We start from the raw sequence: 14,776 nt of genomic DNA, 5'->3' as shown, positions 1-14,776 counted from the left end.
ACCATGGCTATCGCTGCCAGCAAGTTCGAGTCGCTCGAGCTCCAGGGGGTTGGTCGGAGCTTCGGGGGCGCCCACGCGCTGGTGGACCTCGACCTGACGGTCCGGGCAGGGGAGTTCATCGCCCTGCTCGGCCCGTCGGGGTGCGGGAAGTCCACCGCGCTCAACTGCCTCGCGGGGCTCCTCCCGCTCACCCACGGGCAGATCCTGATCGACGGCAAGCGCGTCGACACCGTGGCCGCGGAGAACCGCGGCTTCGGGATGGTGTTCCAGAACTACGCCCTCTTCCCGCACCTCACGGTCGAGAAGAACATCGCGTTCGGCCTGCAGATGCGGGGCGTGGCGAAGGCCGACATCAAGCGCCGCGTCGCCGAGGCGCTCGCGCTGGTCAAGCTCGAGCAGCACGCGAAGAAGCTGCCCGGCCAGCTGTCCGGCGGCCAGCAGCAGCGCGTGGCGATCGCCCGCGCCGTCGTGCTCGAGCCGCGGCTCGTGCTCATGGACGAGCCGCTGTCCAACCTCGACGCGAAGCTGCGCATCGAGATGCGCGGCGAGATCCGGCGGCTGCACCAGTCGTTGGGCCTGACCACGATCTACGTGACGCACGACCAGGAGGAGGCCCTGTCGATGGCCGACCGCCTCGTCGTCCTGCGCGAGGGCCGGGTCCAGCAGGTCGGGACCCCCGAGGAGCTGCACAACAACCCCGTGAACTGGCACGTCGCCGACTTCATGGGCTACCGCAACATCCTCGACCTCGACGTCGTCAGCGTCGAGAACGGCACGGCCACGGTGACCGGTCAGGGCCTGACCCTGCGCGGTACCGCGGTGGAGCCGGTCGCCGTCGGCGAGAAGGTCCGGGTCGCGATCCGGCCCGAGGACCTCGTCGTCACGTCGCCGACCGTGCCCGTGCGCGGCGGCAACGCGTCGGACGCCACGGTGTCCGTGGTCGAGTACCACGGCCGGGAGTTCGCTGTCGGGGTCCTCACGCCCGGGGGGCAGAGCATGCACGTGCGCTCCGACCACTCCCCCGCCATCGGCAGCAAGGTCCAGGTCACCGCCGACCCGAGCCGCGTGCTCGTCTACAAGGCCGACCTGATCGACCCGTCCCGGCTGTCCGTCGAGGAGCGCGAGCTGCTCGAGGTGCGGACATGAGTGCCCCGGCCGTGCGACGTCCGCGCGCGGAGAAGTCGACGGCGAGCAGGCGGCACAGGCTCGCCGAGCGCGGGATCGACACCTCGCTCCTCATGCTCGTGCCGGCCCTGGTGTTCGCGGTCGCCCTGTTCATCTACCCGTTCACCTACGGGATCGGGCTCACGTTCCAGCCGTCGCTGGCGATGCAGGAGCAGTGGGGCGCCGGGATCTGGTCGAACTACGTCGCCTTCTTCAAGGACCCGTTCATCTTCGACTCCATCTACCTGACGATGCGGCTGGCCCTGCCGGTCGCGCTGTTCAACGTGCTGGCGTCGATCCCGGTGGCCTTCAAGCTGCGGCACAAGTTCCGTGGCAAGAAGACGCTGACCATCCTGCTCGTCCTGCCGATCACGCTCGGCACCGTCCTGACCGCGCAGGGCCTGCTGATCTTCGCCGGGAGGCAGGGCTGGCTGAACCGGTTCCTCGTCCAGATCGGGCTGATCGACCAGCCGCTCACCCTGGTCAACAACTACTGGGGTGTGGTCTTCTCGCTGGTCATCTCGGGGTTCCCGTTCGCGTTCCTCCTGATCTCGTCCTACCTGTCGGGCATCGACCCGTCGATCGAGGCCGCGGCGAAGACCATGGGCGCGGGCTGGTTCCAGCGGTTCCGGCGGATCATCCTGCCGCTGCTCGCACCCGGCCTGGCGACGACGTTCATCCTCACCTTCGTCCTGGCGTTCAGCGTCTTCCCGTCCGCCCGGCTCGTCGGTGACGCGATGGGTGAGACACGTGTGATGGCGCTGATGGCCTACCGGGCCTTCGGCGAGCTCAACGACTACCCGATGGCCTCGACCATCGCGATCATGATGGGGCTCGTCGAGCTCGTCGTCATCGCCCTGGTGCTGGTCTGGCGGTCGTTCATGTACAAGGGTTCGACGGGAGGCAAGGGCTGATGGCCGCCACCGACACGGCACACACCACGGCGCCGGGGGTCGACCTCCCGCCGGCTCCGCCGCGCCGCAAGGGCTCGGTCACCCGGGCGCCCGGCGAGAAGGCACTGGTCGCGTCCCCCTCGACGTGGTTCGTCTGGGCGGGCGTGGCGGCGTTCTTCATCTTCCTGATCGGGATCCTGGTCAGCGTCGTCGTGGACTCGCTCGGCAAGCCGTGGTTCGACACGTGGCTCCCCGAGAACTTCACGACGGACTGGTACACCGGCGCGTGGGACCGCTTCGGCATGGCCCAGATCATCGGCGTCACCCTGACGGTCGCGATCGTGGTGATCGTGCTCTCGGTGCTGATCGGGGTGCCCGCGGCCTACCTGCTCGCGCGGCGGAACTTCCCGTTCAAGCGGATCATCACGCTGCTGTTCCTGCTGCCGGTCCTGATGCCGCCGATCACCTACGGCATCCCGCTGGCCACCGTGATGTACAACTTCGGTCTCGGCCGCTCGCTGGTCGCGGTGATCCTGGTCAACCTGGTGCCGTCGGTGCCGTTCGTGATCATGACCATGACGCCGTTCATCGAGCAGATCAACCCGACGATCGAGAACGCGGCCCGGATGTCCGGGGCGAACATGCGGCAGGTCTTCACCAAGATCCTCGGCCCGCTCCTGGTCCCCGGGATCCTCGCCGCCTCGGTCCTGGTGCTGGTCCGCACGGTCGGCATGTTCGAGCTGACCTACCTGGTGTCCGGCCCGCAGACCGACACCCTCGTCGTCGCGATCTACCGCGCGATGACGGCGTCCGGCGGTGGTGAGGCGCGCCAGCTCGTCTCCTCGATGGCGGTGGTCTACACCGTGACGATGATGGTCATCCTGATCATCGCCCTGCGGTACGTGAGCCCGACCCAGCTCGTCGCCCGCGTCAAGGAGTCCCGCGAGGACTGACCCTCGCGCCCGCCAGCGTCCGAGCGCTGACGTCCGACAGGACGTCAGCGCTCGGACGTCACGGGTTCGGGAGCAACCCACTGATCATCGACCGGTCCTGGAGGGCTTCTCGTGACCACCGCTCGGCACCCCGCGTCGTCGGATCCCGCGTCGTCGGACCTGTCGCCGTCGGACCTGTCGCCGTCGGACCGCGCGAGGTTCGCGATCGACTCCCCCGCCCACCACGCGTGGCTCGCCGCCGAGACCCGCCGGCTGCTCGAGTTCGGCCGCGGGGCGGCGCTGCCCGACGGCGGCTTCGGCTGGCTCGACCGGCGCGGCGCGGTGATGCCGTCGGTTCCCCCGCCGCTCTACGTGACCTGCCGCATGACGCACGTGTACTCGCTCGGCGCGCTGCTGGGTGTCGAGGGCAGCGAGGCGCTCGTGGACCACGGCGTCGCAGCGCTGCGCGGCAGGTTCCGCGACGCGGCGCACGGCGGCTGGTTCACCGCGGTGGGGCACGACGGGTCCCCGGCTGACGAGCGCAAGCAGGCGTACCCGCACTCGTTCGTCGTGCTGGCCGCCTCCAGCGCCCTGGTCGCCGGCCGCCCCGGCGCCCGCGAGCTGCTCGACGAGGCCCTCGACGTGGTCGAGCGCCGCTTCTGGGACGACGACGCCGGGATGATGGTCGAGGCGTGGGACCGCGCCTTCAGCAAGCTGGACGACTACCGCGGCATGAACTCGAACATGCACACGGTCGAGGCGTTCCTCGCGGCGTACGCCGCGACGGGCGACGGTCTGTGGCTCGACCGCGCGACCCGCATCACGCGGCGCGCGCTGGCCTTCGCGCGCGAGCACGACTGGCGCCTGCCCGAGCACTTCGACCCCGCGTGGACGCCGCTGCTCGACCACCACATCGACACCCCGGACGACCCGTTCCGTCCGTACGGCTCGACCATGGGCCACTGGCTCGAGTGGAGCCGGCTCGCGCTCCATGTGCGGGCCGCGCGCATGGCGTCGTCCGTCTGCCCGCACGCGACCGACGACGACCTGCTGCACGACGCCGTCGCGCTGTTCGACGCGGCCGTCCGGGAGGGCTGGCACGTCGACGGTGCGCCCGGCTTCGTGTACACCGTCGACTGGACCGGGACCCCCCGGGTCCGGCAGCGGCTGCACTGGGTGCTGTGCGAGGCGCTCGGCGCGGCGACCACGCTGTGGCAGGGATGCGGCGACGACCGGTTCCGCGACTGGTACGCCACCTGGTGGGCCTACGCGGACGCCCACCTCCTCGACCGCGTCGACGGGTCGTGGCACCACGAGCTCGACCCGCAGAACCGCCCGGCCGAGACCATCCGCCCCGGCAAGGCGGACGTCTACCACGCGCTCCAGGCGACGCTGCTGCCGCGGCTCCCGCTCGGCGCCGCCCTCGCGACCGCTGTGCGGGACCAGCCGCCGGCGCCCTGACGGCGGACGACGGCAGGGGGCGGGCAGCATGGGCGCGGTGGTGACGGCGCTCGGCACCATGGCGGCCATCGTGCTCGGCGGCTGGGTGCTCGGGTGGCGTGGGACCCTCGGGCCGGGCGCGCAGACGGTCCTCGCGCGCGCGACGTTCGCGGTCGCGACTCCGTGCCTCCTCCTCGTGACGGTCGCGCACGCCGACCTGCACCTGCTGATCTCGCGGCAGGCGCTCGTCACGGCGTCGAGCACGGCGGTCGTCGCGATCGTCGCCGCGGTCGTCCTGCGCCTCGTGTGGCACCGGCCCGCGCCCGACGTCGTCGTCGGGACGCTGACCGCGTCCTACGTCAACGCCGGGAACATCGGGCTCCCGCTCGCGGTGTACCTGCTGGGCGACGCCGTCGCGGTCGTCCCGACGCTGCTGTTCCAGCTCCTGGTCCTGGCGCCGATCGCCTTCTCGGTGCTCGACGCCCACACGGCGACGGTCAAGCCGGGCCTGCGCGGCGTCGTCGGGCGCACGCTGCGGAACCCGATCATCGTCGGCTCGCTCGTCGGGCTGCTGCTCGCCGCCGTCCCCTGGCGGCTGCCTGAGGTCGTGTTCGAGCCGTTCGCGCTGATCGGCGCCGCGGCGGCGCCGCTCGCCCTGCTGACCTTCGGGATGGCGCTCGCGGTCCCGCGCGCGGACGGCGGGACCGCCCCGCGCCGCGAGCTGGCGCTGGCCGCGGTGCTGCGCGAGGTGGTGCACCCGGCGCTCGCGCTCGTCATCGGCCGGGCGCTCGGGCTCGAGGGGCCCGCACTGCTCGCCGTCGTCACGATGGCTGCCCTGCCGACCGCGCAGAACGTGCTCGTCTACGCGATCCAGTACGGCCGCGGTCAGCCGCTCGCGCGCGACGCCGGCGTCCTCACCACCGCCCTCGCAGTCCCGGTGCTGCTCGTGATCGCGGCCGTCCTCGGCTGACTGACCCACGCCCCTCGCGAGCTGTCAGAACCACGTGACGCTCAGGACTCACCCAGCTCGGACAACGGGGCCGGCTCTGACACCTCGGCGTGAGGGGCCGCGCCGGCGAACCCGAGCTGCCGCCACGCCTCGTACACGCCGAGCGCGGCCGAGTTGGCGAGGTTGAGCGACCGTCGCCCGGCCAGCATCGGGATCCGGACCCGGTCGGTGACGCGCGGGTCCGCCAGGACGTCGTCGGGCAGGCCCGTCGGCTCGGGGCCGAAGAGCAGCGCGTCCCCGTCGCGGTACGCGACGTCGGTGAACGACCGCGTCCCGCGCGTCGCGAAGGCGAAGACCCGCGCCTCGGGCAGCGCGGCCCACGCCGCCTCGAGATCGCGGTGCACGACGACGTTCGCCAGGTCGTGGTAGTCCAGTCCCGCCCGGCGCAGCTTGGGCTCCGACAGGTCGAACCCGAGCGGCTCGACGAGGTGGAGCGTCGCGCCGGTCACGGCCGCGAGGCGGATCGCGTTGCCGGTGTTCTGCGGGATGCGCGGGGAGAAGAAGACGATGTGGAGCACGGGGACGATGCTCCCACCCTGCCGCTCCCACCCCGCCGCTCCCACCCCGACGGCGCGTGCCGGACCGCGCGTCACGCCCCACGGTCACTTCCAGCGGCGTGACGTCCCGGCGAGGTGCTGCGCGTACCCGACGAGGGACGCCGTCGAGCAGAGGACCTGGTACCCCAGCAGGAACACCAGGTACCCGACCCGGTTCTTGCGCACCCGCAGGTCCAGCGGACCGAACACATAGCGCGACTGGTACGTCCGCAGGCCGCCGTACATGAGGAGCGTGATCGGCAGCACCGCGAGCGTCCACACCGACACGATGAGCGGGATCCCGAAGAGCGCGAGCACGACACCGGGCAGCCACACCAGCACGTACCCGACGTCGAGGAACGGGATCAGCAGGTCGATCCCGGCGACGAACCTGGTCATCGGTCGCGTCTGCTTCCACGGCGGCACCGCGCTGATCCCCTCGAACATCCCACGTGCCCACCGCGCCCGCTGCCGCAGGAAGTGCGTGACCTCGAGCGGGGCGTCGGTGAACGCGACCGCCGTCGGCTCGAAGAACACGCGGTTGCCGTACTCCATGAGCCGCCACGTCACGACGATGTCCTCGCCGATCGCGTCCGGCCACCCGCCGATCTCCCGGACCGCCGTGGTCACGTAGACCGAGAAGGCGCCCTGCGCGACGAGCGTCGCCTGGTACAGCCCCTGCATCCGCTTCACTGCGGCGATGCCGAGGTAGTAGTCCCACTCCTGCACCCGCGTGAGCAGGTTCGCGCGCGAGTTCCGCACCAGCACGGTCCCCGCCACGGCCACCGTGTCCGACGGCGCGGACTCAAGCCGGGAGATCAGGCGCCGGAGGGCGTCGGCGTGGAGCAGGGTGTCGGCGTCGACCGTGATGACGTACGGCGTCGTGATCCCCTCGAGCGCGCGGTTGAGCGCGTGCGACTTGCCCGGGGTCGGCTCGCGCACGACGACGAGGTCGATGCCGAGCGCCTCGGCCGTCGCTCGCGCGATCTCGACGGTCCGGTCGGTCGAGCCGTTGTCCGCGAGCACGTACGTCACCGGGCCCGCGTACCGGGCCCGCGCGGCGGCGCGGAGCGTCATGTCGATCCCGGCCTCTTCGTTGCGCGCCGCGAGGACGATCGAGATCGGTGTCGTGGGGTCACGCACCTTGAGCGCGGGTTGTCGGTCCAGCAGCAGGGACGCCCCGAGGAAGGCGACGATCGCGCCGGGCAGGTAGGCCACGAGCGTGACGATCGTGTAGGCGAGCACGACGCCGACGACGGGAGTCAACTCGCGCACCCACGGCGCCGAGATCAGGGCGGAGAGCGTGACCCACAGGATCGTGGCGACCACCGCGATCCAGAACTTCGTGACGACCGGGATGTAGCGACCGCGCGCCGGGGGCTCCTCGGAGGCCGCCTCAGGCCGGCCCGGGTCGGGGAACCCGAGGTCGCCGAGCAGGTCGGAGCGGCCCCGGACCGCCGACCGCCGGACGACACCGACAGGATCCACGGGTGGACGTTCGGCCCGAGGAGGCTCGAGCTGCGGCCCTCGGGCGGAGTTCACCCGCGCCGCGGACCGGTTTCACCCCTCGCCGTCACCCGACAGCACGAGAGGCCCGGACCCGAAGGTCCGAGCCTCTCGTCGCTCGCACGGAGCGTCAGTCGTCAGGCGTCACGCCTCAACCGACCTGCGGCTGCACCCCCGGGTCGCCCGACGACGACGCCGGCGGTGCCGGCGGCAGGTCGGTGCCCGATCCCGGCGTCCCGATCGCTCCGACCGCCACCGGCTCGGGAACGGACGCGCCCTTGGGAACCCCGCGGAACGTGAACTCCCCGAGCAGACCCTCGCCGACCGCGTCGACGATGATCAGCTGACCGGCGGTGATCTCACCGAACAGGATCTTCTCGGACAGCGCGTCCTCGATCTCCCGCTGGATCGCCCGGCGCAGCGGCCGCGCACCGAGGACCGGGTCGTAGCCCTTCTCGGACAGCAGCTGCTTCGCGGCGGGCGTGATCTCGATCGCCATGTCCTTGTCCTTCAGCCGCTGGTCGAGCTTGGCGATCATCAGGTCGACGATCGCGAAGATCTCGGGCTGCGACAGCTGCGGGAACACGACCACGTCGTCCACGCGGTTGAGGAACTCCGGCCGGAAGTGCTGCTTGAGCTCGTCGTTGACCTTCGCCTTCATGCGCTCGTACGACGTCGACAGGTCGCCGCCGGCCTGGAAGCCGGTCTGCACGCCCTTGGCGATGTCCCGCGTGCCGAGGTTCGTGGTCATGATGATCACGGTGTTCTTGAAGTCGACCACGCGGCCCTGCGAGTCGGTCAAGTGACCGTCCTCGAGGATCTGCAGCAGCGAGTTGAAGATGTCCGCGTGCGCCTTCTCGACCTCGTCGAACAGGACGACGGAGAACGGCTTGCGACGCACCTTCTCGGTGAGCTGACCGCCCTCGTCGTAGCCCACGTACCCGGGAGGCGAGCCGAAGAGCCGCGAGACCGTGTGCTTCTCCGAGAACTCCGACATGTCGAGCTGGATCAGCGCGCTCTCGTCACCGAACAGGAACTCGGCGAGCGCCTTGGCGAGCTCGGTCTTCCCGACGCCCGTGGGCCCCGCGAAGATGAACGACCCGCCGGGCCGCTTCGGGTCCTTGAGGCCCGCACGCGTACGCCGGATCGCCTGCGACAGCGACTTGATCGCGGCCTCCTGGCCGACGACGCGCTTGTGCAGCGACTGCTCCATCGTGAGCAGCCGGTGGCTCTCCTCCTCGGTGAGCTTGAACACCGGGATGCCGGTCGCGAGCGCCAGCACCTCGGCGATCAGCTCCTCGTCGACCTCGGCCACGGAGTCGAGGTCGCCCGACTTCCAGGCCTTCTCCTTCTCGACCCGGCGCAGCCCGAGCCGCTTCTCGGTGTCGCGCAGGCGCGCGGCCTTCTCGAAGTCCTGCTCGTCGATCGCCGACTCCTTGTCGCGGCGCGCCTCGGCGATCTGCTCGTCGAGCTCGCGCAGCTCCGGCGGAGCGGTCATGCGGCGGATCCGCAGCCGTGCGCCGGCCTCGTCGACGAGGTCGATCGCCTTGTCCGGGAGGAAGCGGTCGTTGACGTACCGGTCCGCGAGCGTCGCGGCGGCCACGAGCGCGCCGTCCGTGATCGACACGCGGTGGTGCGCCTCGTACCGGTCCCGCAGCCCCTTGAGGATCTCGATCGCGTGCTTGAGGTTCGGCTCCGCGACCTGGATCGGCTGGAAGCGTCGCTCGAGCGCCGCGTCCTTCTCGACGTACTTGCGGTACTCGTCGAGCGTCGTCGCCCCGATCGTCTGGAGCTCACCACGCGCGAGCATCGGCTTGAGGATGCTGGCGGCGTCGATCGCGCCCTCGGCCGCACCGGCCCCGACGAGCGTGTGGATCTCGTCGATGAACAGGATGATGTCGCCGCGCGTGCGGATCTCCTTGAGCACCTTCTTCAGGCGCTCCTCGAAGTCACCGCGGTACCGGCTCCCGGCCACGAGCGCGCCCAGGTCGAGCGTGTAGAGCTGCTTGTCCTTGAGCGTCTCGGGGACGTCCCCCCGCACGATGTCCTGCGCGAGACCCTCGACAATCGCCGTCTTGCCGACGCCGGGCTCGCCGATCAGCACCGGGTTGTTCTTGGTGCGGCGGGACAGCACCTGCATGACCCGCTCGATCTCCTTCTGGCGCCCGATGACCGGGTCGAGCTTGCCGTCGCGGGCGGCCTGCGTGAGGTTGCGGCCGAACTGGTCGAGGACCGCCGAGCCCGACGGCTGCCCCTCGGCGGGACCGCCCGAGGCGACCGGCTCCTTGCCCTGGTAGCCCGAGAGCAGCTGGATGACCTGCTGGCGCACGCGGTTGAGGTCGGCGCCCAGCTTGTTGAGCACCTGGGCGGCGACGCCCTCGCCCTCGCGGATGAGGCCGAGCAGGATGTGCTCGGTGCCGATGTAGTTGTGGCCGAGCTGAAGCGCCTCGCGCAGCGACAGCTCGAGCACCTTCTTGGCGCGCGGCGTGAACGGGATGTGCCCGGAGGGGGCCTGCTGGCCCTCGCCGATGATCTCCTGGACCTGCGAGCGCACGGCGTCCAACGAGATCCCGAGGGACTCGAGCGCCTTCGCGGCGACGCCCTCGCCCTCGTGGATGAGACCGAGCAGGATGTGCTCCGTGCCGATGTAGTTGTGGTTCAGCATCCGCGCCTCTTCCTGGGCGAGGACGACGACCCGGCGGGCTCGGTCCGTGAATCTCTCGAACATGTGCACTCCTCACGAGCGACGTGCAGCCGGGATCGAGGGCCCGGCCGTGACGGCTGTTTCCAGGCTAACGGGCCGGACCAGCCGGAACCTCCTGTGTTCGCCGCAGGCGTGACGCCGGCGCCCGCTCGGCCGTCACCCGGCCGCGAGCGCCTCCTCGAACGCCGCGAGCGCCGCGTCCGAGAACAGCACGAAGCGCACGAGCCCGATGCCCGACGCCGCGCGCTCGCCCGCCGCGACGGCGTCGGGGGTGTCGTCGCCCGCCCGGGCGGGGGTGGCAGCCCAGCCGCGGACCGCGGCGACCGCCAGCCGCGCGACGTCGTGCACGTCCCAGCCGTAGACTCCCGCGCTCACGGCCGGGAACGCGACCGACCGTGCGCCGAGCCGCGCAGCGACGTCGAGCGAGCGCGTGAAGCACGAGCTGAGGAGCGCGGGGTCCGTCTCACCGGCGTGCCGGTTCGGGCCGACGGTGTGGACCACCCAACGCGCGGGCAGCCGCCCCGCACCCGTCGCGACGGCCTCGCCGACCGGCAGTCCGCCCGGGAGCCGCGTGCGGCGCAGCTCCCGGCACGCGGCGAGCAGCTCCGGTCCCGCGGCTGCGTGGATCGCGCCGTCGACCCCGCCGCCGCCGAGCAGCGACGAGTTGGCCGCGTTGACGATCGCGTCGACGTGCTCGCGCGTGAGGTCGCCGCGCACGGCCTCGATCCGCGTCGCCGCCCCCGTCGCACCACGCACGCCGCTCACGCCGCTCACGCCTCCAGGAGGATCGTCACCGGGCCGTCGTTGACCAGCTCGACCGCCATGTCCGCCCCGAACGCGCCGGTCGCGACCTCGAGCCCGCGGTCACGCAGGGCCGTCACCACCGCCTCGACGAGCGGCTCGGCGACCGGCCCCGGCGCGGCCCGGTTCCAGGTCGGCCGTCGGCCCTTGCGCGTGTCGGCGTAGAGCGTGAACTGGCTGACGACGAGCACGGGCGCACCGGCGTCCACCGCCGACCTCTCGTCCCGCAGGATGCGCAGCTCGGCGACCTTGCGGGCGATCAGCTCGACCTGTGCGGGGCCGTCGTCGTGCGTCGCCCCGACGAGCACGACCAGGCCCGGCCGGTCGACGGCGCCGACCACCGCGCCGTCGACCACGACGGACGCCCGCGTGACGCGCTGGACCACGGCCCTCATGCGGCGCCCCCCGCTCGCTCCCCCGCCGGCTCCCTCGCCGCATGCGGGCCGAGCACGGGGACGACGGCGCCGACCGGCCGACCATGGCCCAGCACCGGCGTCTGCCCGACGGCGTCCAGCGCGTCCGAGGCGACGCCTGCCACCGCGAGCGCCGCGACGAGCAGCGCGGCCCGCGGCCGGTCGCCGCCGTCCATGACCTTGAGGGCCAGCGCTCCCCCGTCGGGCAGGCCGGCCGCGTAGACGCCGTCCGCGCCGTCCTTCGCCACGAGACCCGGAGCCGCGGTCATCGCGCGGGTCACGTCGCGACCGGTCCCGCCGACGAGCGCCGGGTGGCCGCGCATCGCCAGCGCCACGCGGGCCTCCGCCGACCCCGGCGCACGGCCGGGCGCCGCACCGATCCGGCCGAAGGCCCGGGCGAGGCCGACGAGCGTCGTGGAGAACAGCGGCGCGCCGCACCCGTCGACGGTCGCGTGCGCGACCGGGACGCCGGTCAGGTGCCCGAGCTCCGTGCGGATCGCCTGCTGGAGCGGATGGTCGACGGCGAGGTGGTCGGCGGTGCTCCACCCGCGCGCCACGCACGTCGCGAGCATCGCCGCGTGCTTGCCCGAGCAGTTCTGGGTGAGCGAGGTCGGACCGTTGCCGGCGACCTGCCACGCGAGCGCGGCCTCGGACCCGTACGGCAGCGCCGGCGTGTTCTGCAGCGCGCTCTCGTCGAGCCCGGCGGCGGCGAGCACCGCCCGGACCCCGGCGAGGTGCTCGGGCTCGCCCGAGTGGCTCGCGCACGCGAGCGCCAGCCCGGGGCCGTCGAGGTCGAGGCCCGCGCGCAGCATCGCGACCGCCTGGAGCGGCTTGAGCGACGACCTCGCCCAGAGCACGACGTCGGGGTCGCCGAGCGCGAGCCGCACCGCGCCGTCGGGCCCAAGGACGACGAGGTGGCCGGCATGGACCGACTCGACGAGCCCCCCGCGGACCACGCGCACGAGCGGGACGGCACGCGCCGCCACGTCCGGACCGCTCGCGGCGCCGCCGGCCGTTCCCGTCACCAGCCCGCCACCAACCCGCCACCAACCCGCCACCAGCCGGTCACCAGCCGGTCACCATCCGCCGCGTGAGGGCGGGGTCCCGCCGCGGCCACCCCGCCCGCCGCGGCCACCTCGACCGCCCGAGTACGGCCCGACCGCGGGACGCACGTCGACGAGGTAGACGATCGCGCCGACCGCCCCGAGGAGCGCGAGGAACCCGAGCTGCCCGATGCCCAGCGGCGGCGGCAGCGCGACGAACGAGACCGCCGTCGCGACGCCCGTGATCACGAGCCAGAACCGCTTGGTCCGCTTGCCCGCGCTGACGAAGGCGGTGGCGGGTCGTACGGCCGCGTCGATCAGGGCCCAGAGGGCGAGCACGAAGATGGCGACGTAGAAGAGGGTGAAGACGAGGATCTGAGCGCTGGCGATCACGGCGTGAGCCTACGAGACCGCGCCTGTCACGGCACGACCCGCAGCCCCTCGGCCCGCGCGGCTTCCGTGAACGGCGTGTCCCAGCTCAGCACCGCGAGGTCCGGGCTCGACAGCACGAGCGCGCTCGCGAGGTGCACGGCGTCGCTCGCGCGCAGCGGGTGCAGCCCGACCAGCTCGGCCGCCCGTTCGGTCACCTCGCTGCGCAGCTCGACGGTCCACACCCCCCGCCACAGCCGCTCCCATCGCTCGCACGCCCGCGTGTGCGCGGCGTCGTCCAGGCGGCCCATCCGCAGGCCGCCCGCCAGCACGGCGCGCACCTCGACGTCGGCGAGCCGCGAGGTCGCGACCGTGTCGGCGCCGTCCCACATGGCGGCCGCGATGCCGGCACCCGCCGCGGGCATGCAGAGGCGCACGAGCGCACCGGGGTGGAGGTAGACGAGAGCCATCGGGCGGACGTCAGCGGCGCAGGCGGCGGGCGAGACCCGAGAGGGCCTGGGCGGGGCCGTGCCGGTCCTGCACGTGCGCCGCGACGCGCGGGCCCTCGGGCGGTGCGAGGAGACCCTCGCGCTGGAGCCTGCTCAGCAGGTCCGCCGAGGCGATCCCCGACAGCCGCGCCACGGGGATGCCACGGTCGGTGATGACCACGTCCTCACCCGACCGGGCCGCGTCGATCCATTGCTTGAGCTCGGCTCGCAGGGTGCTGACGGAGACCTCCATGAGCCGAAAATACAGGAGCCCGACGACCCGGCGCCCGACCGAGGGCCCGGGTCCGAGCTCTGAGGTCAGAACTCCACGAGCGCCGCGCGCGCGTCGTCGGCCGCGACACCGGCCGTCTCGAGCAGGTCGACGACGAGCGAGCGCAGCAGCAGGACGAGGCTCTGCGCCTGCCAGTCCCCCGGCGCGAGCCGGAACGGGTCCATCCGTGCGGCGATCCCGTTCAGGTCCGTGCGCGCCCGCTGCATCGAGCTGCCCGTGCCCAGCGCCACGGCGAGCTCCTGGGTCGCGTCGGCGAGCTCACGCACCACGTCGGCGAGCATCACGAGATCACGGCCCTCGCCGAGCACCGAGGCCGCGCGACGCGCCAGGACCCGCGCGTTCCGCATCGCGTGGTCCGCCTGCGCCGCGGCGCCCTGGAGCGCGGTCAGCTCGTCGACGTGGCGCATCCACCCCGGTGACACGCGTGCCGCCTCGCGCGCGCCCTGGGCGCTCGACCGCCACTCGGCGAACTCGGGCTCGGCGGCGCGGCCCTGCAGCAGCGCCTCCTCGGCGTCGGCCCGCGTGTCGGTCCGCAGCGCCTCGGCGAGCGTCCCGAGCAGCGCCGCGAGCGCGCGCATCGCCTCGCGCGCCGCTTCGCGCGTGCGCGGCCGGGGGTCGGTCGTCCCCAGGGTCGCGACGAGCAAGGCGACCGCGCCGCCGACGAGCGCGTCCATCCACCGCCCGACGGCCCCGTCGGTGATCATCGAGGCCGGCAGACCGATGATCACGATCGCCTGGACGCCCGCCTGGGTGGTGAGCAGCGCCCCCCGGTCGATGAACCGGCCCGCGAGCGCGGCCACGAGCAGCACGACGGACACCTGCCACCAGCCCGACCCGATGACGTGGACGACGACGTCCCCGAGCGCGACGCCGACGGCGACACCGATCGCCAGCTCGGCGACGCGACGCACCTGACGGTCCGGACTGAACCCCAGGGCGACGAACGCCGACACCGGGGCGAAGAAGGGGTACGGGTGCCCGAGCCCGTACCGCGCGATGGCGAACGCCACGCCGGCGGCCAGGCTGGCCTGGAGCAGCGGGACGAACGACGAGCGGACGCGGGTCCACCCCTGTCGCGCCCGCGCGCGCAGGACGACCCGGGCCCGGTCTCGGCGCGGGCGGCGACGCGCGGTGTCGTCCGTCACAGCGAGGCACCCGTCACAGCGAGGTGCCCGTCACAGCGAGG

The 14,776-nt window shown here is 72.7% G+C and carries 15 protein-coding genes; 5 read left to right on the top strand and 10 right to left on the bottom strand.

All coding sequences use genetic code 11. From position 1 onward, the window contains the following. The first annotated feature begins 3 nt into the window (after positions 1 to 3). The 5 genes from HIR71_RS00580 to HIR71_RS00560 all read left to right on the top strand — a co-directional run bounded on the left by HIR71_RS00580 (position 4) and on the right by HIR71_RS00560 (position 5,399). A complete protein-coding gene (locus HIR71_RS00580) occupies positions 4 to 1,146 on the top strand; it encodes an ABC transporter ATP-binding protein (protein ID WP_169322659.1) in 1,143 nt (380 codons plus the stop codon). Continuing rightward, positions 1,143 to 2,078, top strand: a complete 936-nt coding sequence (locus tag HIR71_RS00575) for an ABC transporter permease (protein WP_169322658.1) — start codon at positions 1,143 to 1,145, stop codon at positions 2,076 to 2,078. The genes HIR71_RS00580 and HIR71_RS00575 overlap by 4 nt, the downstream gene beginning before the upstream one ends. After that, a complete protein-coding gene (locus tag HIR71_RS00570; protein ID WP_169322657.1) occupies positions 2,078 to 3,010 on the top strand; it encodes an ABC transporter permease in 933 nt (310 codons plus the stop codon). The genes HIR71_RS00575 and HIR71_RS00570 overlap by 1 nt, the downstream gene beginning before the upstream one ends. Positions 3,011 to 3,121: 111 nt before the next feature. Beyond that, a complete protein-coding gene (locus HIR71_RS00565; protein WP_311835999.1) occupies positions 3,122 to 4,450 on the top strand; it encodes an AGE family epimerase/isomerase in 1,329 nt (442 codons plus the stop codon). A gap of 28 nt (positions 4,451 to 4,478) precedes the next feature. Then, positions 4,479 to 5,399, top strand: a complete 921-nt coding sequence (locus HIR71_RS00560; RefSeq protein ID WP_169322656.1) for an AEC family transporter — start codon at positions 4,479 to 4,481, stop codon at positions 5,397 to 5,399. 41 nt (positions 5,400 to 5,440) lie between these two features. Here HIR71_RS00560 and HIR71_RS00555 read toward each other — a convergent pair whose 3' ends face one another. The 10 genes from HIR71_RS00555 to HIR71_RS00510 form a co-directional block, all read right to left on the bottom strand. Then, the gene (locus HIR71_RS00555) at positions 5,441 to 5,956 is read right to left on the bottom strand and encodes a tRNA (cytidine(34)-2'-O)-methyltransferase (RefSeq protein ID WP_169322655.1); all 516 of its coding nucleotides are present in this window, start codon (positions 5,954 to 5,956) and stop codon (positions 5,441 to 5,443) included. A gap of 84 nt (positions 5,957 to 6,040) precedes the next feature. After that, a complete protein-coding gene (locus HIR71_RS00550; protein WP_211373601.1) occupies positions 6,041 to 7,462 on the bottom strand; it encodes a glycosyltransferase family 2 protein in 1,422 nt (473 codons plus the stop codon). A 169-nt stretch (positions 7,463 to 7,631) separates the two neighbouring features. Continuing rightward, positions 7,632 to 10,208, bottom strand: a complete 2,577-nt coding sequence (locus tag HIR71_RS00545; protein ID WP_169322654.1) for an ATP-dependent Clp protease ATP-binding subunit — start codon at positions 10,206 to 10,208, stop codon at positions 7,632 to 7,634. A gap of 132 nt (positions 10,209 to 10,340) precedes the next feature. Next, entirely contained in the window at positions 10,341 to 10,949 is a 609-nt protein-coding gene (locus HIR71_RS00540) for an O-acetyl-ADP-ribose deacetylase (RefSeq protein ID WP_311836015.1), read from the bottom strand. Between the two features lie 5 nt (positions 10,950 to 10,954). Beyond that, the gene (gene dtd / locus HIR71_RS00535; protein WP_169322653.1) at positions 10,955 to 11,380 is read right to left on the bottom strand and encodes a D-aminoacyl-tRNA deacylase; all 426 of its coding nucleotides are present in this window, start codon (positions 11,378 to 11,380) and stop codon (positions 10,955 to 10,957) included. Beyond that, entirely contained in the window at positions 11,377 to 12,423 is a 1,047-nt protein-coding gene (locus HIR71_RS00530) for an asparaginase (protein ID WP_311835998.1), read from the bottom strand. The genes dtd and HIR71_RS00530 overlap by 4 nt, the downstream gene beginning before the upstream one ends. A 51-nt stretch (positions 12,424 to 12,474) precedes the next feature. After that, positions 12,475 to 12,834, bottom strand: coding sequence for a DUF2516 family protein (locus tag HIR71_RS00525; protein ID WP_169322652.1), 360 nt, complete (start codon positions 12,832 to 12,834; stop codon positions 12,475 to 12,477). A gap of 26 nt (positions 12,835 to 12,860) precedes the next feature. Then, positions 12,861 to 13,280 carry a type II toxin-antitoxin system VapC family toxin gene (locus HIR71_RS00520; protein ID WP_169322651.1) on the bottom strand — a complete coding sequence of 140 codons (420 nt, stop codon included), beginning with the start codon at positions 13,278 to 13,280 and terminating at the stop codon, positions 12,861 to 12,863. A 10-nt stretch (positions 13,281 to 13,290) separates the two neighbouring features. After that, a complete protein-coding gene (locus HIR71_RS00515) occupies positions 13,291 to 13,551 on the bottom strand; it encodes a type II toxin-antitoxin system Phd/YefM family antitoxin (RefSeq protein WP_169322650.1) in 261 nt (86 codons plus the stop codon). 65 nt (positions 13,552 to 13,616) lie between these two features. Continuing rightward, entirely contained in the window at positions 13,617 to 14,735 is a 1,119-nt protein-coding gene (locus HIR71_RS00510; RefSeq protein ID WP_169322649.1) for an FUSC family protein, read from the bottom strand. Between the last annotated feature and the right edge of the window lie 41 nt (positions 14,736 to 14,776).

This window comes from Cellulomonas fimi (assembly GCF_012952065.1).
GTDB classification, from domain to species: Bacteria; Actinomycetota; Actinomycetes; order Actinomycetales; family Cellulomonadaceae; genus Pengzhenrongella; species Pengzhenrongella fimi_A.
This window is presented reverse-complemented; position numbering and strand designations above follow the sequence as displayed.